General features: G+C 71.3%; 15 protein-coding genes. 10 read left to right on the forward strand and 5 right to left on the reverse strand.

Features of this window, described 5'->3' with window-relative positions; translation table 11 throughout:
* The 10 genes from ACFXKG_RS30095 (at nt 1) to ACFXKG_RS30140 (ending at nt 15,241) form a co-directional block, all read left to right on the forward strand.
* Nucleotides 1-957 (forward strand): ABC transporter permease, encoded by a 957-nt coding sequence (locus ACFXKG_RS30095; protein ID WP_384845756.1) that lies wholly within the window; start codon nt 1-3, stop codon nt 955-957.
* On the forward strand, nt 954-1,952 hold the full coding sequence (locus ACFXKG_RS30100; protein WP_384845758.1) for an ABC transporter permease: 999 nt from the start codon (nt 954-956) through the stop codon (nt 1,950-1,952). The genes ACFXKG_RS30095 and ACFXKG_RS30100 overlap by 4 nt, the downstream gene beginning before the upstream one ends.
* The gene (locus ACFXKG_RS30105) at nt 1,949-2,764 is read left to right on the forward strand and encodes an ABC transporter ATP-binding protein (protein WP_384845760.1); all 816 of its coding nucleotides are present in this window, start codon (nt 1,949-1,951) and stop codon (nt 2,762-2,764) included. Before ACFXKG_RS30100 ends, ACFXKG_RS30105 begins: the two co-directional genes overlap by 4 nt.
* Complete coding sequence (locus ACFXKG_RS30110; protein ID WP_384845762.1) at nt 2,761-3,606, forward strand: ATP-binding cassette domain-containing protein; 846 nt, start codon at nt 2,761-2,763, stop codon at nt 3,604-3,606. The genes ACFXKG_RS30105 and ACFXKG_RS30110 overlap by 4 nt, the downstream gene beginning before the upstream one ends.
* The gene (locus ACFXKG_RS30115) at nt 3,603-4,892 is read left to right on the forward strand and encodes an alpha/beta fold hydrolase (RefSeq protein ID WP_384845764.1); all 1,290 of its coding nucleotides are present in this window, start codon (nt 3,603-3,605) and stop codon (nt 4,890-4,892) included. The genes ACFXKG_RS30110 and ACFXKG_RS30115 overlap by 4 nt, the downstream gene beginning before the upstream one ends.
* On the forward strand, nt 4,889-6,319 hold the full coding sequence (locus ACFXKG_RS30120; protein ID WP_384845766.1) for an aminopeptidase P family protein: 1,431 nt from the start codon (nt 4,889-4,891) through the stop codon (nt 6,317-6,319). Before ACFXKG_RS30115 ends, ACFXKG_RS30120 begins: the two co-directional genes overlap by 4 nt.
* On the forward strand, nt 6,316-8,970 hold the full coding sequence (locus tag ACFXKG_RS30125) for a beta-L-arabinofuranosidase domain-containing protein (RefSeq protein ID WP_384845768.1): 2,655 nt from the start codon (nt 6,316-6,318) through the stop codon (nt 8,968-8,970). The genes ACFXKG_RS30120 and ACFXKG_RS30125 overlap by 4 nt, the downstream gene beginning before the upstream one ends.
* A 210-nt stretch (nt 8,971-9,180) precedes the next feature.
* Nucleotides 9,181-10,941 carry a DUF6055 domain-containing protein gene (locus ACFXKG_RS30130; protein ID WP_384845770.1) on the forward strand — a complete coding sequence of 587 codons (1,761 nt, stop codon included), beginning with the start codon at nt 9,181-9,183 and terminating at the stop codon, nt 10,939-10,941.
* 264 nt (nt 10,942-11,205) lie between these two features.
* Nucleotides 11,206-14,049 carry a beta-L-arabinofuranosidase domain-containing protein gene (locus ACFXKG_RS30135; RefSeq protein ID WP_384845772.1) on the forward strand — a complete coding sequence of 948 codons (2,844 nt, stop codon included), beginning with the start codon at nt 11,206-11,208 and terminating at the stop codon, nt 14,047-14,049.
* A gap of 70 nt (nt 14,050-14,119) precedes the next feature.
* Nucleotides 14,120-15,241, forward strand: coding sequence for an aminotransferase class V-fold PLP-dependent enzyme (locus tag ACFXKG_RS30140; protein ID WP_384845774.1), 1,122 nt, complete (start codon nt 14,120-14,122; stop codon nt 15,239-15,241).
* 34 nt (nt 15,242-15,275) lie between these two features.
* Here ACFXKG_RS30140 and ACFXKG_RS30145 read toward each other — a convergent pair whose 3' ends face one another.
* The 5 genes from ACFXKG_RS30145 to ACFXKG_RS30165 are packed head-to-tail and all read right to left on the reverse strand — an operon-like array spanning nt 15,276 to nt 22,815.
* Nucleotides 15,276-16,544 carry an SGNH/GDSL hydrolase family protein gene (locus tag ACFXKG_RS30145; RefSeq protein ID WP_384845776.1) on the reverse strand — a complete coding sequence of 423 codons (1,269 nt, stop codon included), beginning with the start codon at nt 16,542-16,544 and terminating at the stop codon, nt 15,276-15,278.
* The gene (locus ACFXKG_RS30150; protein WP_384845778.1) at nt 16,541-18,979 is read right to left on the reverse strand and encodes a glycoside hydrolase N-terminal domain-containing protein; all 2,439 of its coding nucleotides are present in this window, start codon (nt 18,977-18,979) and stop codon (nt 16,541-16,543) included. The genes ACFXKG_RS30145 and ACFXKG_RS30150 overlap by 4 nt, the downstream gene beginning before the upstream one ends.
* A gap of 51 nt (nt 18,980-19,030) precedes the next feature.
* A complete protein-coding gene (locus tag ACFXKG_RS30155) occupies nt 19,031-20,869 on the reverse strand; it encodes an alpha-galactosidase D (RefSeq protein ID WP_384845780.1) in 1,839 nt (612 codons plus the stop codon).
* A gap of 54 nt (nt 20,870-20,923) precedes the next feature.
* Complete coding sequence (locus tag ACFXKG_RS30160) at nt 20,924-21,844, reverse strand: carbohydrate ABC transporter permease (RefSeq protein ID WP_384845782.1); 921 nt, start codon at nt 21,842-21,844, stop codon at nt 20,924-20,926.
* On the reverse strand, nt 21,841-22,815 hold the full coding sequence (locus tag ACFXKG_RS30165) for a carbohydrate ABC transporter permease (protein WP_384845784.1): 975 nt from the start codon (nt 22,813-22,815) through the stop codon (nt 21,841-21,843). Before ACFXKG_RS30165 ends, ACFXKG_RS30160 begins: the two co-directional genes overlap by 4 nt.
* Between the last annotated feature and the right edge of the window lie 60 nt (nt 22,816-22,875).

Consider the following 22,875-nt stretch of genomic DNA (forward strand, 5'->3'; position numbering starts at 1 on the left):
ATGACGATCCCGTCAACCGGGACGCAGGTGCCGGAGGTGTCCGTAGAGGTCACCCCCGGCACCGCCCCCGACCCCCGCCGGAGCGTGGTCCGGAACCTGCTGCGCGACCCGGTGGCCGTGGCCTGCCTCGGCTACATCGCACTGATCGTGCTCATGGCGGTGTTCGCACCTCTCATCGTCCGGGTCAGCGGCTGGGACCCGTACGAGTTCGACCAGAGCGCCATCGACCCCGACCTCGGCGGCATGCCCGTCGGGTCCTGGGGCGGCATCTCCGGGTCGCACTGGCTCGGCGTCGAGCCCGGCAGCGGCCGGGACATCTTCGCCCGGATCGTGTACGGAGCCCGCTCCTCGATGCTCATCGCCCTCGGCGCGACGCTGCTCACCACGGTGCTCGGCATGGTGTTCGGCCTGCTCGCCGGCTACTTCGGCGGCCGGACCGACATGCTGATCTCGCGGGTCATGGAGTTCCTGATGGCGTTCCCCGCGCTCATCTTCATGATCGCCGTGCTCTCCGCACTGCCCGCGGACGACCGGCAGTACCTGCTGGTCGTGGTGATCTCGCTGTTCGGCTGGCCGTACCTGGCCCGGATCGTGCGCGGGCAGACCATGTCGCTCAAGGAGCGCGAGTTCGTCGAGGCGGCCCGCGCGTCCGGCGCCTCCCGCACCACCATCGTCTTCACCGAGATCCTGCCCAACCTGCGCTCGACCATCCTGGTCATGGTGACCCTGGCGATACCCGGCTACATCGGTACCGAGGCCGGGCTGTCCTTCCTCGGCGTCGGCCTGGTGCCGCCCACGCCGTCCTGGGGGCAGATGATCTCCAGCTCGGTGAACTGGTACGCGGTGGTCCCCACCTACTTCCTCGTCCCGGGCGTCTTCCTGGCGCTGCTGGTGCTGTCCTTCATGGTCCTCGGCGACCGCATCCGGACCGCCACCGAGCCGGGAGGCCGCTCATGACCCGCTACGTCGTGCACCGCGTGCTGGGCATGCTGCTCGTGCTGTTCCTGGTCTGCCTGTTCACCTACGTCATCTTCTTCGCCCTGTCGCCGGACCCCGCCGTACAGATCTGCGGCAAGAACTGCACCCCGGAGCGCATCGACCAGATCCGCGCCAACCTCGGCCTGACCGACCCGTTCCTCAGCCAGTTCCTGCACTTCCTGCAGGGGCTGTTCGCGGGCCGCGACTACGGCAGCGGCCCGTCCGTGGTGCACTGCCCGGCTCCCTGCCTCGGCTACTCGTTCCAGACCTCACAGCTCGTCACCGACATGATCCTGCAGCGGCTGCCGGTCACCGCGGTGGTCGCCCTCGGCGCGGCCGTGCTCTGGCTGGTCATGGGCGTGATCGGCGGTCTGCTCAGCGCCGTACGCGAAGGACGCTTCACCGACCGGTTCATCGCCGGACTCACCCTGGCCGGCATGTCGGTCCCGAACTACGTGCTCGCCCTGGCCCTCCAGTACGTGCTCGTGGTGTGGCTCCAGTGGCTGCCGTTCCCGCAGGCCGTCCAGTTCGCCGACGACCCGGGACAGTGGTTCCTCAACTTCATCATGCCGTGGACGGTGCTGGCCATCGGCTACGCCTCGTCGTACACCCGCCTCACCCGGGCCAACGTCATCGACACCCTGGACGAGAACTTCGTGCGGACCGCGAAAGCCAAGGGCCTGCGACCGGCCCTGGTGTGGCGGCGCCACGCGCTGCGGCCCGCGCTCACCCCGATCGTCACCATCGCGGGCATGGACTTCGCCGGACTGCTCGGCGGCGCGCTGATCACCGAGACGGTCTTCGGGATCAACGGCGTCGGCAAACTCGCGGCGGACTCCATCACCAAGAACGACCAGCCGGTGATCATGGCGGTGACGCTGCTCGCGGCCTTCTTCGTCGTGGTCGGCAACATGGCCGTCGACCTCGTGTACTCGGCGATCGACCCGCGGGTCGGAAGAGGAGCGGCGTCATGAGCGACCTGCTGCGCGTGCGGGGCCTGACCGTCGCCTTCCACGGCGCCCCGGTGGTCGACGCCGTCGACTTCGCCGTACCGCCCGGCGGCGCCCTCGGCATCGTCGGCGAGTCCGGCTCGGGCAAGTCGATGACCAGCCTCGCGATCATGGGGCTGCTCCCGAAGGGCGCCACCCGGACCGGCCGCGTCGAGTTCGACGGCGGCGACCTCACCACCCTGACCGAACGCGGGATGCGCGCCGTGCGCGGCGACCGGATCGCGATGGTGTTCCAGGACCCGCTCTCCTCGCTCAACCCGTACTACACCGTGGGCACACAGATCGCCGAGGCCTACCGCTCGCACCGCTCCGGCGTCAGCCGACGCGCCGCCCGCACCGCGGCGATCGAGGCGATGGAACGCGTGCACATCCGCGACGCGGCCCGCCGCGTCGACGAATACCCGCACCAGTTCTCCGGCGGCATGCGCCAGCGCGTGATGATCGCCATGGCGCTCAGCACCGAGCCCAGCCTGATCATCGCCGACGAGCCGACCACCGCGCTCGACGTCACCGTCCAGGCCCAGATCCTCGACCTGCTCGCCGAGGTACGCCGCGACACCGGCGCGGCGCTCATCCTCATCACCCACGACCTCGCCGTGGTCAGCGAGGTCGCCGACACACTGATCGTCATGCGGCACGGCAAGGTCGTCGAGTCCGGCACCGCCGAGCAGATCTTCTGCGACCCGCGGCACCCGTACACCCGGGCGCTGCTCGAAGCGGTCCCGCGGATCGACGACGAGATCGGCGAGCTCCAGACCCTGGGAGGCGACACATGAGCTCCGAACCACTGCTGCGGGCCCGGGACCTGGTCAAGGAATTCCCCGTCGCGGGTACGGCCGGACTGCTGCGCCCCGCGCGCACGTTCACCGCCGTCGACACCGTCTCCTTCGACCTGCACGCGGGCCGGACCCTCGCCCTGGTGGGGGAGTCCGGCTCGGGCAAGTCGACCACCGCGCGGCTCGCGGCCCGGCTGATCGACGTCACCTCGGGCACCGTCCACCTCGACGGCCGCGACATCACCGCCCTGCACGGGAAGGAGCTGCTGGAAGTGCGCCGCCAGATCCAGGTCGTGTTCCAGGACCCGTTCTCGTCGCTCAACCCCCGGCACACCGTCGAACGGATCGTCACCGCCCCCCTGCGCTACCAGAAACGGCCGATTCCCGGCGGCCCCCGGACGGTCGCCCGCGCGCTCATGGAACGGGTGGGGCTCGACCCCGATCACGTCGACCGCTACCCCGCGCAGTTCTCCGGCGGGCAGGCGCAGCGCATCGGCATCGCCCGCGCGCTCGCCGTGAGCCCGCGCGTGCTGGTCTGCGACGAGGCGGTCTCGGCCCTCGACGTCTCGGTGCAGGCACAGATCATCAACCTGCTGCGCGAACTCCAGCGCGAGGAGGGGTTCGGCTGCCTGTTCATCGCCCATGACCTCGCCGTGGTCCGGCAGATCGCCACCACCGTCGCGGTGATGACCGGCGGCCGCGTCGTGGAATCCGGCGAGCGGGACGCGGTCTTCGACGACCCGCGCCACGAGTACACCCGTACCCTGCTCGCCGCCGTGCCCCGGATCCGCCCCGAGTGGGACGCGCGCCGGCGGGCCAACACGAGCGGAGCCACCGCGTGAACCCGGTGGAGTACCCCCTGCCCGGCGCCTGGGTACGCGAGTTCACGGTGCCCGCGCCGCTCGACTGGTCCGATCCCGGCGGAGCGGGCATCGAGCTGTTCGTCCGGGAGTTCACCGACCCCGACCGCCGCCACGACGACCTGCCGCTGCTGACCTATCTGCAGGGCGGCCCCGGCGGCGCCAATCCCCGGCCCGCCCCGCTGGGCGGCTGGCTGCCGGAGGCCCTGACCCACTACCGGGTCGTTCTGGTCGACCAGCGCGGCACCGGGCGCAGCACCCCGGTCGACGGAACCGACATCGCGGGCTTCCCCGACGCCCGGGCGGCCGCCGACCACCTGCTGCGCTTCCGCGCCGACTCGATCGTGCGCGACCTCGAACACGTCCGGACCCGGTGCTACGACGGCAAGCGCTGGGCCACCCTCGGACAGAGCTTCGGCGGGTGGATCACCCTGACCTATCTCTCGTACGCGCCCGAGGCACTGACCGCCTGTTACGTCTGCGGCGGGATCCCCGGCACACCGCCCGATCCGGACGAGGTCTACCGGCGTACGTTCGACCGGGTGGCCGGCAAGACCGCCGACTTCTACCGGCGCTACCCGCGGGACGCCGCCGCGGTGGCGGCGATCGCCGACCGGCTCGCCGCCGGTGACGTGAGGCTGCCCGACGGCTCGCCCCTGTCGGTGCGCCGGTTCCAGACCCTGGGCGGGGAACTCGGCTTCGGCGCCGGCCATCAGCGCCTTCACTGGCTGGTCTCCGAGGCGGTCCGCCGGGACGGCCGCCTCGACGACGCGTTCCTGGAGACCGTGCTGGTGAAGACGTCGAACGCGGGCAACCCGCTGTTCTGGACCCTCCAGGAGTCGATCTACGGCGACGGACCGAACGGTCCCTTCCGCTGGTCGGCCCAGCGCGAACGGGACCGGCGGCCGGAGTTCGCCGGGGACCGCCGGCCGCTGCTGTTCACCTCGGAGATGACGTTTCCGTGGATGTTCGAGGAGATCCGGGCGCTGCGGCCGTTCGCGCCCGCGATGGCCGAGCTCGCCGAGCAGCGGGTCTGGAGCACGCTCTACGACCCGGCCCGGCTCGCCGCCAACGACGTCCCGTTGGCCGCAGCCGTCTACGCCGACGACGTGTTCGTCGACGCCGGGCTGCAGCGCGACACCCTGACCCGGGTCGGCAACGCGGCGACCTGGGTGACCAACGAGTACGAACACGACGGCATCGCCGACGGCCGGGTACTGCGCCGGCTGCGGGAGATGGTCCGCGACCGAGGAGGCGAAAAGCGTTGACCGAGACGACCACCACGCCGGCCGGCGGAACGGCCACCCCGCCGTACACCGGGGGGACCACGCCCTATGCCGGGGGGACCACCCCGCCGTACGCCGGTACGAAACCGCCGCGGCTGGCCGACGAGAGCCCCGGCTTCCTGGCCCGCATCGGGCAGGGCTGGGCCGCACGCGACATCCCGGCACCGGTGAGCCCGGCCGCGGCACGCGCGGCGGCCGAGCACCGGGCCCGGCTGAGCGCCTGCCTGCCGGACCGGACCCTCGTCCTGGCCGCGGGCCGCGCGCCCCGCCGTAACGGCGACGCCGACTACCCGTTCAGGGCGGACAGCGACTTCGTCTGGGCCACTTCGTGCCAGACCGAGGGCGCCGTCCTGGTGATGACACCGCGGCCGGGCGGCCATGACGCGGTGCTGTACATGCCGGCTCCGGCCCGGCCCGGCGAACGCGACTTCCACGCCAGCGCGGCGTACGGGGAACTGTGGGTCGGCCCCTCGGCGGGGCTCGCGGCCTGGTCGGCCGCGCTGGACCTGCCGGTGCGGCCGATCGGCGACCTCGGCGAGCGGCCCGGCGGCCCCGCGGACGACGTCCGCGCGGCGCTCTCCGACCTGCGCATGATCAAGGACGACTGGGAGATCGCCCAACTGCGGGAGGCCGTGGACCACACGGTCACCGGATTCGCCGCCGTCGCCGACGAGATCCCGCGGGCCGTCGCCGACGCCCTGGGGGAGCGCTGGCTCCAGGGCACCTTCGACCGGCACGCCCGCACCGTCGGCAACGGGCCCGGCTACAACACCATCGTCGGCTCCGGCGAACACGCCCCGATCCTGCACTGGGTCCGCTGCGACGGCCCGGTCCGCCCCGGCGAGACCCTGCTGCTCGACATGGGCGTCGAGGCGAACTCGCTGTACACCGCCGACGTGACCCGGACGCTCCCGGTGGGCGGCACCTTCTCACCGGCCCAGCGCCGGGTGCACGACCTGGTCGAGGCCGCGCACCGGGCCGGCATGGACCAGGTGCGCCCCGGCGCCACCTACACCGACTTCCACTTCGCCGCCATGGAGGTGCTGGCGCGCGGACTTCACGACTGGGGGCTCCTGCCGGTCTCGGTCGACGAGGCGCTCGCCCCCGAGGGCCAGCAGCACCGCCGCTACCTCGTCTGCGGCATCGGCCACCACCTGGGCCTGGACGTGCACGACTGCGCGACCTCGACGTACGAGCGCTACCAGGGTGCGCCGCTGCGGCCCGGCATGGTGCTGACGGTCGAACCCGGCCTGTACTTCCATGCCCACGACGAGACCCTGCCCCCCGAACTGCGCGGGATCGGCGTACGCCTGGAGGACGACCTCCTGGTCACCGGGACCGGGCACGAGGTGCTGTCGGGCGCGCTGCCGATCGACGCCGCCGGGATCGAGACATGGGCGGCCCGATGACCCGCGCGACTCCCTTCGCCCTGCGCGACGTCGAGCTTCTCGACGGGGTGCACTCCCGGACCAGGGACCAGATGCTGCATCTCGCCCGGGTGTTCCCCGTGGACCGGGTGCTCGCCGTCTTCCGGGCCAACGCGGGGCTCGACACCCACGGGGCGCTGCCCCCCGGCACCTGGGAGGACTTCGGCCACCCCGACGAGCGGGCCTGGTCCGAGGCCGACTACCCGGGCCCGGGCGTGGCACCCACGGCGAGCCTGCTGCGCGGGCACTACGCGGGGCACTTCCTGTCCATGCTCTCGCTGTCGTACGCCTCGACCGGCGAGGAGCTCCTGCGGGACAAGGCGGACGAGACCGTCGCGGGCCTGGCCGAGGTGCGCGACGCGCTCGCGGCGACCGGGCGTTACAGCCATCCGGGGTTTCTGGCGGCGTACGGCGAGTGGCAGTTCTCGCGGCTGGAGGACATGGCGCCGTACGGGGAGATCTGGGCGCCGTACTACACCTGCCACAAGATCATGGCGGGGCTGCTCGACGCGTACGAGCTGACCGGCTCCCGGCAGGCGCTGGAGATCGCCACCGGCATGGGCCACTGGGTGGCCGGCCGGATCCTGCGGCTGGACCGGGCGCGGCTGCAGCGCATGTGGTCCCTTTACATCGCCGGCGAGTTCGGCGGCATGAACGAGACCATGGCGCGACTGCACCGGATCACCGGAGAGCCGTCGTTCCTGCGCACCGCCGGGGCCTTCGAGGTCGACCGCGTGCTGGACGCCGCGGTGGCGGGCCGGGACGTGCTCGACGGCATGCACGCCAACCAGCACCTCCCCATGCTCGTCGGACACCTCGACCAGTACGACGCCACCGGCGACCGCCGCTACCTCGACGCGGTCGTCGCCCTCTGGGACCAGATCGTGCCCGGCCGGACCTTCGCGCACGGCGGCACCGGCGAGGGCGAACTCTGGGGCCCCGCCGACACCGTGGCCGGGTTCGTCAAGCGGCGCAACGCCGAGACCTGCGCCACCTACAACCTGCTGAAGATCGCCCGTTCGCTGTTCGGGCACACCCTCGACCGCCGGTACGCCGACTACGCCGAGCGCGCCTCGCTCAACCACATCGTCGGCTCCCGGGCCGACGTCACCTCGGACACCAGCCCCGAGGTCATGTACATGTACCCGGTGGACCCGGGCGCCCTCCGCGAGTACGACAACGTCGGCACCTGCTGCGGCGGCACCGGCCTGGAGAGCCACGTCAAACACCAGGAATCGGTGTGGTTCCACGCACCCGGGCAGTTGTACGTCACGAGTTACGTACCCTCGCGGCTGCGCCACGCCGACGGGGAAGTGACCCTGCGGACCCGCTACCCCCGCGACGGGAAGGTGGCGGTCGAGTTCGGCCTCGCCTTCTCCGGCGCACTGCACCTGCGCATCCCGCCCTGGGCCGCCGCCCCCCGGATCGACGGCGTGGAGACACCCGTGCCGGCCACCGGGTTCGTGACACTGCGCCGCGATTTCCGCCCCGGCGACATCGTCGAGCTCGACCTGCCGATGCCGCTGCGGCTGGTGCCCACCCCCGACGACCCCACCCTGGTCAGCGTGGAACTCGGCCCCACCGTGCTGCTCGCGCGCGACGACGCCACCACCACCCTGCCGGTCGCGGCGGCCGCCCACCGGCGTCTCGACGGCACCATCGCCGGGCACACCACCGATGGGGACCTGGTCTCGGTGCTCGGCCGGACCTTCGAACCCGCCTGGTCCGGCGGCGCCCACCGGCACCACATGTACCTGCGCCTGGCCGACCCGGAGATCGCCTTCCTGGGCAGCGCGCCCGGGGTGCCCGACCGCCACGACGCCGACGGCTGGTCGTTCCTCACCGGCCTGTGGGCGGACGGCGGATACGCCGGCATCGCCGCGTTCTTCACCGCGGTCCACCAAGGGGTGGTGCGGGCCGCCCGCACCGGGCTGCTGAGCCGGGACGAGGCGGCCCTGGTGCTCCTGGCGGCCGCCGCGAGCACCCTCGACGGCCCGGCTGTGCCGCGCCGCGGTGTCATCGGCCCGGACGGGGCGGACGCGGTGCGCGTGACCCGGACGGTCCCGGCGGACGGGCGGCCCGCCGAGGACGTCGTCGCCTGGTCGCTCCCGGCCGACATCGGCGTGGGGGATCCGCTGCCGGTGGTCCGGGTGGAGGTGACCGGCGATCGTGCCCCGTCCGGCTGGTACACCCGGGAGCCGGGCTTCGCGGTGACCTCGCTCTCGCCCGCCACCCTGGAGGCCGCGGTGGGCGAGGGCGCCTGGCGGCCCGCGACCGGGGTGACCGCCCTGGACCGCGAGGGCCACCACGTGCTCCGGGGCCGGGCCACCGACTCCTCCGGCCGGACCGTCCACGCCACGCGCGAGATCGCCGTGGACACGCGGCCCCCGGCGGTGCGTGCCGAGGTCCGTCCGCTCGGACCGAGCAACGTCGAGGTGACCCTCCACGCCGACGACGACGTGTCCGGCGTGGACCGCGTCCAATGGCGTACCCCGGAGACGTTCTGGGGCGTCTACCAGGAGCCGTTCACCAGGGCGCTGCGCGAGGAGCCGCAGATCCTCGAGTTCATCGCCACCGACCGCGCCGGGAACACCACACCGGTCCAGCGGGTGGCGCTGCCGCCGCTGCCCTGAGAATCCCGGGTGATTTTCCCGAACCGAAGGTTGCCGAAAGGGTTTTCGTACGTCAGTGTCAACAGTAATAGATGCCCCGTCCATCAGTGTCGGCCTTCACGCGCGCACCGGAGTCCTCTGCGTCCACCGTCCTTGTCCGGTGCCCGGGAAAAGGCCCGAAAGGTCGGCGTGGCAACCATCATCGGCCCCCAACGGGATGGTGTTTCCGTCGTGACGCTTCTGCAGGCTCGATTACGGCCACTGTGGCTCGCTGTCGTACTGACTCTCACGCTGGTGACCGGTGCCTCGGTCGCGCCGTCGGCGACGGCCCGCCCGTCGGCGCCCGCCGCGAAGTCCGTGTACATCCCCGCGAGATGGACCCAGACGGGCGAGGTGCCCTGGTCGGCCGACCGGAGCCGGGAGTCCGACAACTTCATCCTGCTGTGGGGCGAGAAGTCGGGCACCAACCCGGTGTCGGCGCCCTCGCCGTACAACTTCGACCCGAACAGCGTCATCACCCAGTTGGAGAACCTCTACCGGTTCTACGTCAGCACGATGGCCTTCACCCCGGAGACCGGGCTGCTGGCACAGCACAAGATCATCGTGATCGTCACCCGGACCTGGAACCGCACCGCGCTGGACGCCTGGGCCAGTGGCGGCTCTGTGGACAACAGGGTCGGCGTCATCAACGTCGCCCCGGGCGCCGCGCTGCCCGGTTCGTGGGGGCTGGCGCACGAACTCGCCCATGTCTTCCAGAACTACACGTTCCTGGGCCGGTCCGGCGCCGGCTTCGTCGATCCGAGCGCGGGCACGTTCTGGGAGACCAGCGCCGAGTTCATGGCGATGCAGGCGCTGCCCACCACCGCGGCGGGGGACCTCACCCGCTGGCTGCGTTCGGAGAACCTGTACTTCAGTTCCAGCCGGCACCACTACGGCAACTGGATGCTGGCGCAGTACATCAAGGACCGGGACGGTCTGGCGATGTTCAACCGGATCTGGAACGAGGCGCGCAGCACCGAGCACCCGCTGGAGACGTACCGCCGGATCGCCGGGATCACCCAGTCCGAACTGAACCGGCGGGTCGGCGAGTACGCCACCCGCACCGTCAACTACGACTTCGGCAACCGCTCGACGCTGATGCCGTTCCTCAACAACGTGTACGGCGCGGGCTTCCTCAACGCGTACAACGGGGGCAACGTCGAGGCCGTCGACCAGGGCCTGGGCCACTACCGGATCAACGCGCGGGTCGCGCCCTCGGACTACGGCTTCAACAAGATCAAGCTCGTGCCCGCGCAGGCCGGTGGGCTCGTGAAGATCCGGCTGAAGGGGCACGCGGAGACCGGCGCGAGCGGCTGGACGTTCGGACTGGTCGCGATGCGGGGCGGCACGGCACGCTACTCGCCGCTGACCTCGGGCACCGACGGGCAGATCAGCTTCCAGTTGCAGTCCGGCGAGAGCGAGGTCTGGCTGGTCGTCACCGCCACCCCGACCGCGGTGCCGCACTACGGCTTCCTGGACGGCTACACCAAGGCCCGGCGCTTCCCGTACGAGTTCCGCCTCTCCGGTGCCACCCCGTCCGGCTTCGAGCCCGGCCATGTCAAGCCCGCCGCGACCGGCGGCGGACACTGGCACGCCAACGGCGGCGGCTGGGTCTCCAACAGCGCCAATGTCGCCGCCTCGGCCTATGTCGGCCCGAAGGCCGCGGTCTACGCCGGTACGGTCACCGGCAACGCCCGCGTCGAGGGGCTCGGCTGGGTCAACGGCGGTACCGTCGGCGGCAACGCCGTGGTCAAGGACAACGCCCTGATCCAGGGCGGCGCCAACCTGTCCGGGAACATCGTCGTCGGCGGGGACGCCGAACTCGCCATCACCTGCGCCGCCGGCACCTACCTGATGTTCAACCCGGACCGGGGCTGCGACGGCCGCGGCGGCGAGTCCGACATCAACCCGTCGTTCACCGCCTTCCCCAGCGCCGACCTGGCGATCTCCTAGCACGGTGGGCCGCCTCGGCAGGCCGCCGGAATCGGAGAAGTCCCCGCCGGGGAAGGATTCTTGATTCGGTGGCCTCCGGAATTCCCCCGCTCCCGGCCCGATCTGCCTCCCCGGGCCGGGAGCGTGTTCGGTCCGCCGCACCCCGGCGGGCCTTTCCGGCGTCGTCGGTCGATATCGGCACCGAAAACGTTTCGGAAAAGCATTGCGATGCCGTCCATGACCGAAGAAACCCTTTACCGACTTGGACCGGGAGTGAATGCAGATATGACGCACAACGCGATGTCCCGTCGCCGGCTGCTGCGGTACGGAGCGGGGGCCGCCGGTGCGACCCTGGTCGGCGTGGCCGAAGCCGGACCGGTGGCCGCGGCCCCGGCCGGCCCGGTGGGAACGGGCGGCGTCGCCGGCCGGCCGCGGGTCGACCGCCTCCCGGTTCCCGCGTCGTGGCGGGCCGTCCCGTTCTCCCTCGACCAGGTCGACCTCGGGGCGAGCCTGTTCACCGAGAAACGCGACCGTATCCTCGCCTACGCCCGCGCCTACCCCGTCGACCGTGTCCTCAGCAATTTCCGCGCCGCGGCGGGGCTGGACACCGGGGGCGCCGAGCCGCCGGGCGGCTGGGACGACGCGACGGGCAACCTGCGCGGGCACTACAGCGGGCACTTCCTGTCGATGCTCGCCCAGGCGTGGGCGGGCACCGGGGAGGCCGTGTTCAAGGACAAGCTCGACGCCGTCGTCGCCGGGCTCAAGGAGTGCCAGGATGCCTGGACCGCCCAGGTCGGCCGGCCCGGCACACCGCCGCCACCGGCCGTGTGGTCGACCGGCCGGGCCGGCGGCGGGCTCCAACTCACCGGTGACGGACAGTACGTCGGGCTGCCCGACGCCACCGTGGACGGCCTCGACACGTTCACCATCGCCGTGTGGGTACGGCTCGCCGAGAAGCGGACCTGGTCGCGGGTGTTCGACTTCGGCACCGGCACCGGCACCTACATGTTCCTGACCGCCGACGACGGCGCCGGCCCCCGCTTCGCGATCACCACCGGCGGCAGCTCCGCCGAGCAGCGGATCCGGGGCGCCGCGCCCGTGCCGGTCGGACGGTGGGTCCATCTCGCGGTCACCCTCACGGGCGGCACGGGGACCCTCTACGTCGACGGCGCGGTCGCCGGCACGAACCCGGCGATGACCCTCTCGCCGGCCGACCTGGGCGCCCCGAAGAACAACTGGATCGGCCGTTCCCAGTTCGGGGACGCGCACCTGGCGGGCACCGTCGACGAGTTCCACCTGTACGACCGTGCCCTCGACGCGGCGGAGATCGCCACGCTCGCGGCCGCCGAGGGAGGCACGCACGGCAACCTCGCCTGGTACCGGTTCGACGAGACGTCCGGTTCGGCGGTCGCCGACTCCTCGGGACGCGGCTGGGACGCGGCGGTCGTCACCGGCCTCGGCGGTGCCCCCGGCCCGAGCCACGCCGGTTTCCTCGCGGCCTACCCCGAGACGCAGTTCATCCAGCTGGAGTCGTACGCGACGTACCCGGCGATCTGGGCGCCGTACTACACCTGCCACAAGATCATGCGGGGGCTGCTCGACGCGTACACCCTCACCGGCAACACGACGGCGCTCGCCGTCGCGACGGGGATGGGGGAGTGGGTGCACAGCCGGCTCGGCGCGCTGCCCCGCGAGCAGCTCGACCGGATGTGGTCGCTGTACATCGCCGGGGAGTACGGCGGCATGAACGAGGTCATGGCCGACCTGTACGCGCTGACCGGCGACGCGACGTTCCTGGCCACGGCGCGCTGCTTCGACAACACCGCTCTGCTCGCCGACTGCGTGGCCGGCACCGACAGCCTCGACGGCAAGCACGCGAACCAGCACATCCCGCAGTTCCTCGGCTATCTCCGCCTCTTCGAGAACGGCGGCGGCGAGGACTACCGGAAGGCCGCGGCCCACTTCTTCGACATGGTCGTGCCGCACCGCACCTACGTGCACGGCGGCACCGGCCAGGGCGAGGTCTTCCGCGGACGGGACGTCATCGCGGGCAGCATCGTCACGACGACCAACGCCGAGTCGTGCGCGGCGTACAACATGCTCAAGGTGGCGCGGGGGCTGTTCCTGCACGCGCCGGACGCGCGGTTCTTCGACTACTACGAGAAGACGCTGGTCAACCAGATCCTCGCCTCCCGGCAGGACACCGACAGCACCGACGACCCGCTGGTCACGTACATGGTGCCGGTCGGCCCCGGCGTGCGACGGGGATACGGCAACACCGGCACGTGCTGCGGCGGCACCGGGCTGGAGAACCACACCAAGTACCAGGACTCCATCTACTTCCGGTCACCGCGCGGCGACGCGCTCTACGTCAACCTGTATCTCCCGTCGACCCTGCGGTGGGCGGAGCGGGGACTGACCGTGACCCAGCGCGGCGACTACCCCAGGTCGGACACCACCACCCTGACGATCACCGGCGGCGGCCGGCTCGACCTGCGCCTGCGGGTGCCGTCGTGGGCCCGCTCCGGCTTCACGATCACGGTCAACGACCGGCAGCAGACCGTACGGGTGGGCAGCGACGGGTACGCGAGCCTCGCCAGGACCTGGCGGAACGGCGACCGGGTCGAGGCCCGCTTCCCGTTCCGGCTGCGGGTCGAGCGGGCCCTCGACGACCCCGGTCTGCAGGCCCTGCTCAACGGGCCCGTCGCGCTCGTCGCCAAGTCGGCGAGTCCGGGGGCCCTGCCGATGTCGTGGTACGGGTCCCTGACGCTCTCCGGCGACCTCGCCGCCGTCGCCGAGGCGGGGGAGCGGCCGATGACGTTCACGGCGGGCGGGGTGCCGTTCGAGCCGTTCTACCTGGGCGACACCGACCCCTACCACGCCTACTTCCGCCGGGAGGAGCCGCGGATCGTGTTCGCCGGCACCGACGCGGGCGTCGCGAACCGCGCCGACGCGAGCGGCACCACCTTCCTCGACCGGCTGTGGGCGGGCGCCCCGTTCACCGACCGCCGGGCGTTCCTGCGGGCGGTGAACGCCACCGTCCGTGCGTGGGAGGCCGCCGGGCTGCTGAGCCGGGCGGAGGGCGCCGCCGTCACCGAGGCCGCGGCCGCGGCGCCGATGAAACCCTGACGTCCGGCGGCCCGCGGGCCGTGAGGTATGAAGGGTGTTCCCGACCGACCGTCCTCCAGGGAGTTTCCGCGTGACGGCAGAGCTCGACGACTACCTCGCCTCCTTCGCGGAGCCGACCGGATATCTCAACTTCGGCAACTACGGGCCACCGTCGCGCGCCGTCGTGGAGACGATCGGCCGGCTCACGGCGGAGGCGAGCGCCGGTGTTCCCTCGGCGGGACTGCACGCGCGGGACGAGCACGCGCTCGCGGCGGTCGCGCGCCTCACCGGGTTCGACCGCGGCGCGGTGGCGCTGACGCCCAGCACGTCCTTCGGTCTTCTGCAGATCGCCTTCGGACTGCCGGGGGGCGCGGTGCTCGTCAGCGGCGCAGAGTTCCCCTCGAACCTGTACGCGTGGTGGCGGGCGCGGGACGCCGGGCTCATCACCGTGCGTACGCTGCCCGCCGTGCCCGGGGACGGGCTCGCGCCGGTGACGCCCGAACGCGTGGCGGCCTCCCTCACGCCGGACACCGTCGCGGTGGCGGTCAGCGCGGTGGACTTCCGCACCGGCTTCCGCGCCGACCTGGCCGGCATCCGCGCGGCGATCGGCGACCGCCTCCTCGTGGTCGACGGCATCCAGGGGTTCGGTGTCGTCGACCACGACTGGACCATGGCCGACGCACTCGTCGTCGGCGGTCAGAAGTGGCTCAGAGCGGGGTGGGGCACGGGCTTCGTGGCCCTCTCCGCGCGGGGCCTCGCCCGCCTCCGGCCGGTTCTCGGCGGCTGGACCGGTGTCGAGATGCCCTCGCACTACGACGGCGTGCCCCACGAACCGCTCCCCGGCGCGCAGCGCTTCTCGACGACCAACGGATCACCGTTCGCGTCCGGGGCGCTCGCGACGGCGCTCGCCCAGCTGGAGTCGGTCGGGGTCGCCACCGTGCAGCGTCGTATCGAGGAGACGGCGACCGCCTTCATCGACCGGCTCCTCGCCGCGGACCTGCCGGTGCTGTCGCCCGTCGCACCGCACGAGCGCGCGGGCCTCGTCGTGGTGGGCATCGCGCACGGCGCGGCCGGAACCGTCCACAAACGGCTCGACGCGGCGGGCGTGACCGCGACCGTGCACGGCGACGACCGCATACGTTTCAGCATCCACGCGACCACCACACCGGCCGCGCTCGACGCGGCCCTGACCGAGCTGGGAGCACCCGCCTGACGAACTCCGGGCCCGTTACGCCTCGCCGCAGGCCTCACCGACCGCGCTCGCACTCCAGGGACTGCAGGGCGACCGAGTCGGCCATGGCCTGCATGCCCTTGTCGTTGGGGTGCAGATGGTCGCCCCCGTCGAACGTCGGCAGGATCCGCCGGGCGTCGTACGGGCTGCGCAGCACCTTGTCGAAGTCCGCGACGGCGTCGACCGCCCCGCTCGTACGGATCCACTCGTTCACCTCGGCGCGTACGGCCTCCTTCTGGAGACTCCACTCCGACCAGCCCTGGAACGGCAGGACGGTGGCGCCGACGACGCAGAGTCCCGCCGCGTGCGACCGGTCGATGATCTCGCGGTACCCCGCCGTCAGGGCGGCGGCCGTGACGCCGGGGTGCGACACGATGTCGTTGATTCCCTCGAACAGGACGACCGTGCGCACACCCGGCAGCGACAGCACATCCCGGTCGAGCCGCTGGAGCGCGCTCGGCGCGGCGCCGTCCGCCAGGACCCGGTTGCCCGAGATCCCCGCGTTCGCCACGCCTGTCACGGTGGAGTCCGCGGAGGCGCGCAGCCGTCGGGCGAGGTGATCGGGCCAGCGCTGGTTCTTATCGGTGCTCGACTGCCAGCCGTCCGTGATGGAGTCCCCGAGCGTCACGACGGCGCCGCCGTCGCCGCGGTCCGCGTCCACGGTGACCGCGTCCAGGTAGAACCACGACCCCAGCCGCTCCGTGTACGCGCCGTCGCGCTCCTCCGCCGCGTGGTCGCCACGCGTGGCGTACGACGTCCGGAGCGCCATCCCGTGACCGGTCGCGGATCCGCCCGCGTCCCGTACGTACAGACTGACGGCCAGATCGCTCGTCGCCGGGACCCGGCCGGGCAGCCGGTCGCTGTAGCGGATCTCGCCCGGCGCCAGAGTCACGGACGCGGACCCGCCGAACACGATCCTCCGGTTGCTGCCGGGGCGCAGCCGGGCGCCGCTGTCGCGGAGCCCGGCGTACGCGCCGCCGATGACCAGGGGCCGGTCCCCGAAGGCGTTGGAGACCCGGACCCGCAGTCCCGTGCCGCCCGAGCTCGTCCGCAGGACCAGCCGGTAACTCCGGTCGCCGGCCGCGTCACCCATCCGGTCCGCGCTCGCCGCCCAGGTGACGACGGACCGCGCGGGAGGGGGAGGGACGACGATGGTCCCGGCGGCGCCGGCCGGACCGGCCGGCGGAGTGTGCGCCGGTCCCAGCAGTGTCGTGCCGAGAGCCGGCACACCGATCAGCACGAGGCGTACGGCACGGAGCACGGCTCGGCGTACGGACCCGCTCATCCGAAGTCCCGCAGGGTGACGGTCCTCCCGGACCGGATGTCCACCTCGTGCGAGACGCCGCCGGCCGTGACCCTCGTCCTGCGCCCGCCGACACTGCGGATCCTCGCCTCACGGACCTTCCCGTCACGCCAGCTCAGATCGACGACGAAACCGCCGCGCGCGCCGATGCCGGTCACCGAGCCGGACCGCGCCCAGGCGGCGGGCAGCGCCGGAAGCAGCTCGATATGGCCGGGCCGCGAGTGGAGCAGCATCTCGATCATGGCGGCCGGGGTGCCGAAGTTGGACTCGATCTGGAAGATTCCCCGGCCCTTCTCGACCTCGTAGATGTCGAAGAGGTTCATCGAACTGCCGTTGCCGCCGTCGACGGAGGGCCGCAGGTTGTTGATGACGAGCGCGTACGCGTGGTCCGCGTGCTTCAGCCGCGCCCAGCACAGGGCGCGCCAGGCGTTCGCCCAGCCGAAGCTCTCCATGCCACGGGCGGCGAGGAGTTCGGTGGCGCCCTTCACCAGCGCCGCGGGCGAGGCGTCGGGGCGGATACGGTCGCCGGGGAACAGGCCCATCAGCGGCGAGAGATGACGGTGGGTGGTCTCGCCGAGGTTGTCGGGGGACATCCACTCCTGGAGCCAACCGCTCTTCGGACTGACCTCGGGCAGGTACAGCCGTTCCTGGAGCCCGGCCACCGTCCTGGCGAACGCCGCGTCCCTGCCCAGGAGCCCGCATGCCTCCCGGTAGTTGGCGAACAGGTCGCGGACCACCTCCTGCGCGTAGGTGATGCCCTTCGTGTCCTGGGGGCCGTGCTCGGGTGACCAGTCGTTGTCGGCGACGAGGACCTCGCGCTCCTCGCCGGTCTCCGCGTCCTCGACCGTCGTGGTCACCAGCCGGGTCTCCCAGAACTCGCAGGCACCCTTGAGCATCGGGTAGATCTTCTTCACGTGCGCGAGATCCCGCGTGTACTGGTAGTGCTCCCACAGCGAGTTGCAGAGCCAGGCGTTTCCCGGCGGGTGCCACCACCAGCCGAGTCCGCCGTAGATGTTCGTCGAGTACGCCACGGTCCACCCGGCGACCCGGCCGGAGGAGTTGCGGAACCGGTTGCGCGGATCGTTGAAGTGGGTCCGGGTGTGCTCCGACCAGACCGGAAGCTGTGCGAGGCAGTAGTCGGTGAACGCGTCGAAGGTGCGCGAGAGCGCGGTGCGGTCGGCCAGCCAGTAGTTCATCTGAAGGTTGATGTCGGTGTGGTAATCGCCCATCCAGTCCGGGTCGTTGCCGTCCAGCCACGGCCCCTGGAGAGCCACCGGCAGACCGTCCCGCGAACTGCTCACCATCAGATAGCGCCCGAACTGGAGGTAGAGCGCTTCGAGTTCGGGGTCGGGTACGTCCTGCTGCGCACGGTGCTTCAGCCGCTCCCAGGTGTCGAGGGCTCGCTGCTCGGTCGTCGAGGGGCCCAGCGAGATGCTCATCCCCGCGAACTGGTCGCGGTAGTCGGCGACATGGGTGTGCAGCAGAGTGGTGGGGGAGTGGCGTACGGCGTCCCGGACCTTGGTCCTGGCGAGCGCGGTCGGATCGAGCCCCGGGGCGCGGAAGCCCGTGGCGGCGTCGGGGGCGTAGTCCGTTCCGCCGCTGATGACCACGGTCAGGTCGGCACACCGCGTGAAGACGATCCGCGAGCCGCTTGTGGTGACCGAACCGCTTCGGCTGCGCGCGGTGACGGCGGCGCCGTAGCGCAGCCCGTTCGCGAATTCCGCGCCGAGGAACAGGCTGTCCGTCCGCGCGTCCGCCGAGGTGGTCTCGCCATGGGTGCCGTCGAGCGAGAGGGTGCCGGTGTAGTGGCCGCCGCCGCCCTGCGAGAAATGGACGACGATGGCGTCGTCGGGGTGGCTGGCGAAGACGCGACGCTCGTAGGCGACGTCGGACCGGAGGTAGCCGGAGGTGACCAGGCCCTCGTCGAGGTCGAGTGCGCGGCGAAAGTCGTGGACCGTGCCCAGATCGTGGTCCGGGATGTCGACCGTCACCCGCGCCAGTTGAGTGAGGCTTCCGAAATCGGCACGTCCGTAGGGGAATTGACCGTCCGCTTCCAGTTCGTCGTTGATCCCGCCGGTCCACATCGTGGCGTCGGAGACGAAGAGCAGTTCGTGCCCGGGGTCGTTGCCGACCAGGGCGCCGAGCCGGCCGTTGCCGACGGGCAGGGCCCGTTCGAGCATCGTCGTGTCACCGGCGGGGGCGCGGTACCACATCCGGGTCGTCGGGCCCTCGCCGTCGGAGAGCAGGGGGGAGACGGCCGGGCGCCTGGGCGGCGCGGAGGCCGCGAAGGCGGGCAGGCCGCCGAGTGCGGAGAGGGCTCCGGCGCCGGCGGCCAGGGAGAGCACACGACGGCGGGCGGGGCCCGGGCCGTCGTCGGGGCCGGACCGCGCGGGACGGTGCGCCTGCTGGTCATGCACGGAAGAACTCCATTCCTGCGGACGGGAGGTACGCGGAAGTACGGAGCGGGGTCAGAGGCGCGGTACGTCGATCCTGTCGATGTCCGGCGCGTACCCGTCACCGCTGTCGAAGGTGACGGTGTTACTGCCCGCCTTCAGTGTGACCGGCACGCTGATCGAGTCGACCGCCGACCAGCCGCCGGTGGCGGGGAAGGCCGTCGCGACAGGTGCCTTGCCGTTGGCCGAGACACCGACCGGCCGCGGATCGCGGGAGGTGTAGGCGACCTTGACCAGATAGCGGCCGGCCTTGCCGACGACCACGTCCGTGAACCGGAGCGTGCTGCCGGTGTACAGGTTGCCGACCTTCCTGGCGCCCGAGCACTCGTCGCAGCCCGCGACCGCGGCGGAGCCGGTCAGGACGTTGTCCGGCGACTCGGCTTCGTACCCGGTCGTCCGCAGCTCCGCTCCCTGCGGAGTGACGGTGAACAGCCGTGAACCGTGGGCCGGTACGGCCTGGGTGATGCCGTCCTTGTGCCGGCCGAGGCTCTCGCGGTTCCACACGTCCCGTACGGAGGCCTGGCCGGTGAAGCCGAGTGCCTGCCAGTCGGCGGTCACGGGCGAGGGCGAGTCCCCCTGGTTGAACAGCGCGACGGTGTAGCTGCCGTCGGGGTTCCCGGACGCCCAGACCTGCTCGTCGCCGACGGAGGTGACGGGCTTGGCGGGCCTCCCCGGCCGCTGGTTGATCTCCAGCACGTCACGGTTGGTCATCAGCGACAGACCGTAGTCGTCCAGCTGGGTGAGGTCGTCCCCGCTGTACAGCGGGGACTTGGCGATCGCCCAGAGGGTCATGTAGCTCTGCCGTTCGGCCTTGGTCAGACCGCTCATGGCAGCGCTGCCGACATTGATCGCGTCCAGGTCGTTCCAGCCGCCGGGCCCGGCGTAGCGGGTCCAGCCGGGTGTGTCACGCCATCGGTCCTCGACCGAGTTCTCCCACGACACCAGGGTGTTGCAGTAGCACTCGACATCCGTGTCGACCCGCCATCCGTTGGACGTGGCCTGCCAGTCCTCCGCGTAGTCGATGTCGAGCGACCACGAGATCTCCAGGTGGATGGGGCGTCCGGTGTTCTTGATGGCCTGCTGCCAGGCGGCGACATCCGCGCGGTTGTCGTAGTTGTCGCCGCTTTTGAAGGAGCCGGGGCCCACCCCGTCGAGTTTGAGGAAGTCGTATCCCCAGTCGGCGATGAGCCGGGCCTGCGAGTCGATGTACTTCTGCGCGCACGGCTTCGAGAAGTCGATCTTGTACGAGCTGTCCCAGCCGTTGGTCGTCCGCAGATCGCCGTGGACGATGTCCCGGGTGGTGCAGTCGTCGGTGTTCCAGATCCGCGGCTCGCCCTCGCCGTACGCCTCCTTCTCCAGACCCACGGGGAGGTAGATGCCGGCCTTCAGTCCCTTGCCGTGAATACGGTCCGCGACCGCCTTCATCCCGCTCGGGAACCGCTCGGTGTCGGGCCTCTGGCGCGCGTACGCGTCGAACTCCGGAGTCCAGTCCCAGCCGCGCCACCAGCCGGCGTCGATGTTGACGTACTCGTAGCCGAACCTCTTCAGCTTCGACGCCAGGGCGTCCGTCTGCCGGTTCACATTGCTCTCGGTGAGGAAGCTGTAGTTGCCGCGGGGGTTGACCCCCGGATACGAGGTGGTCTGGAGGCTCCAACTGCTCCACCCCCTGTACGGCTTCTCGGCGACGGCCGTCCCGCCGGTGGCGGCGGCCGGGGCCGTGGACACCGCGCCGGTGGCCTCGGCCGGGCCTTGGCCCTGGGCCGTCGTCGGCACGGCGACCGCGAGACCTGCCGTGACGGCGAGGACGAGCGCGGCGCGCAGGGTTCTCGCGGCGGTGCGGGTGGGTGGGCGCATGGGAAGGGGCCTCCTGTTGTCCGGTGAAGAGGGGCGGTACGGGGGCGGGTCCGGCTACTTGCCCGCGCCGATCGTCAGACCGCTGATGAACTGGCGCTGGAGCGCGAAGTACACGATCAGCGTGGGAACCGCGGTCATCAGCGCGCCGGCCGCGATGAGGTTGGGATTGGTGAAGTACTGCCCCTCCAGGCTCGCGAGCGCGGAGGTGACGGGACGCTTGTCACCGGTCTCGATCAGTACGAGCGGCCAGAAGAAGTCGTTGTAGATCCAGATCGACTCCAGCGTCGCGAGCGCGGCGAACGCCGGGCGGCACAGCGGCAGCACGATCTGGAGGAACTGCCGCCAGACGGGAGCGCCGTCCACGAGCGCGGCCTCGGTGATCTCCTTGGGGATCGTCTTCATGTAGTTGCTGAGCACGAAGGTGCAGAAGCCGCACTGGTAGGCGACGTGGATGACGATGATGCCCCAGTAGGAGTTGTAGAGCAGATACGAGTCGCTCATCCAGCCGGGCAGGTTCCACTGGAGGTACAGCCGGTACAGCGGTGTGATGAGCACCTGGGCGGGGAGGAGATTCCCCGCGGTGAACAGCATCAGCAGCGCGATGTTCCAGCGGAAGTCGAAGCGCGAGACGTAGAAGGCGACCGCGGCGGAGAAGAACAGCGTGCCGAGTACCGCGGGCACGGTGACGAGCACCGAGTTCCAGAAGAAGTGCGCGAGACCCGACTGCGCCCAGGCATCGGTGAAGTTCTCCAGGCTCAGACCGCTCGGCCAGGACAGATAGCCGTTCCTCGCGGTGTCCTCGTACGGCCGCAGCGAGGTGTACACCGCCCACAGCAGCGGGACCAGCCAGAGCAGCGAGACGCCGGCGAGGAAGAGATGACGGCCCGTCTGGGCGCGGGGGCGTGACGCCTTCGCGGGAGGCGCCCCGTGCGGTGGCCGTGGCGGGGCGGCCGGGGATGTGGCGGTCGCGGTCACCGCTCCTCCTTGTCCTTGCGGAAGTTCTGTACGAGGAAGGTGCAGATGGCGGTCAGCGAGACCAGCAGCATGATCACCGCGATCGCCGAGCCGTAGCCGATGTGGCTGGTCTCGCCGACGATGTTGTCGGTGATCAGGAGGGAGAGCAGCTCCATGCCGGGCTTGCTGCCGATGCCGCCGCCGAGGACGTACACGATGTCGAAGGCGCGCAGCGACTCCATGGCCGTGACGACGAGGATGACGATGTTGACCGGTTTCAGCGCGGGGAAGACCACGCGCAGGAACGTCTGCCGGCCGTTGGCGCCGTCCAGCGCGGCGGCCTCCTTGAGCGCCGGGTCGAACCCCTTCAGCCCGGCCAGATAGAGGATCATGATGTAGCCGGTGTGCCGCCACGCGGACGCGACGAGCACCGCCCACAGGTTGAGGTCCGGATCGCCGAGCCAGTCGATGTGGGTGCCGGGCGAGGCCGCGCCGATGATGCCGTTCAGCAGGCCGTTGTCCGGGTTGTAGATGATCTCCCAGATCAGCCCGACCACCGCGAGGGACAGCACCATGGGCAGGAAGATCGCGGTCTGGTAGATCCGGGTGAAACGGATCTTCCGGTCGAGCTGGTACGCGAGGAATATACCGAACGGCGTCGGCAGCAGTGCGGTGAAGAGCAGCCAGATGACGTTGTGCTGGACGGCCGGCCAGAACGGCGGGTAATTGGTGAAGATCTCGCGGTAGTTGTCCCAGCCGATCCAGTCGATCTCGGAGAGCGAGATGCCGTCCCAACGGGTCAGGGAGAGCGCGAACGAGGCGAGCGCGGGCAGCCAGACGAGGACCAGCAGGGCCAGCAGCGGTACACCGACGATGACACCGAGGAAGAGCCGGTCGCGCAGGCCGAGCCGGCGCGGCCGGCGCCGGCGCGCCGAGGCGTCGCGCGCGGCCGGCGTGACCGGTTCCTCCGGTGCTTCGAGCGTGGACGTCATAGGAGTGGGCTTCCCTCGGACGGAGGCGACGGGGGCCGGGCGACGGGGGCCGGGGAGCGG

This window comes from Streptomyces sp. NPDC059255 (assembly GCF_042752355.1).
Taxonomy (GTDB): domain Bacteria; phylum Actinomycetota; class Actinomycetes; order Streptomycetales; family Streptomycetaceae; genus Streptomyces.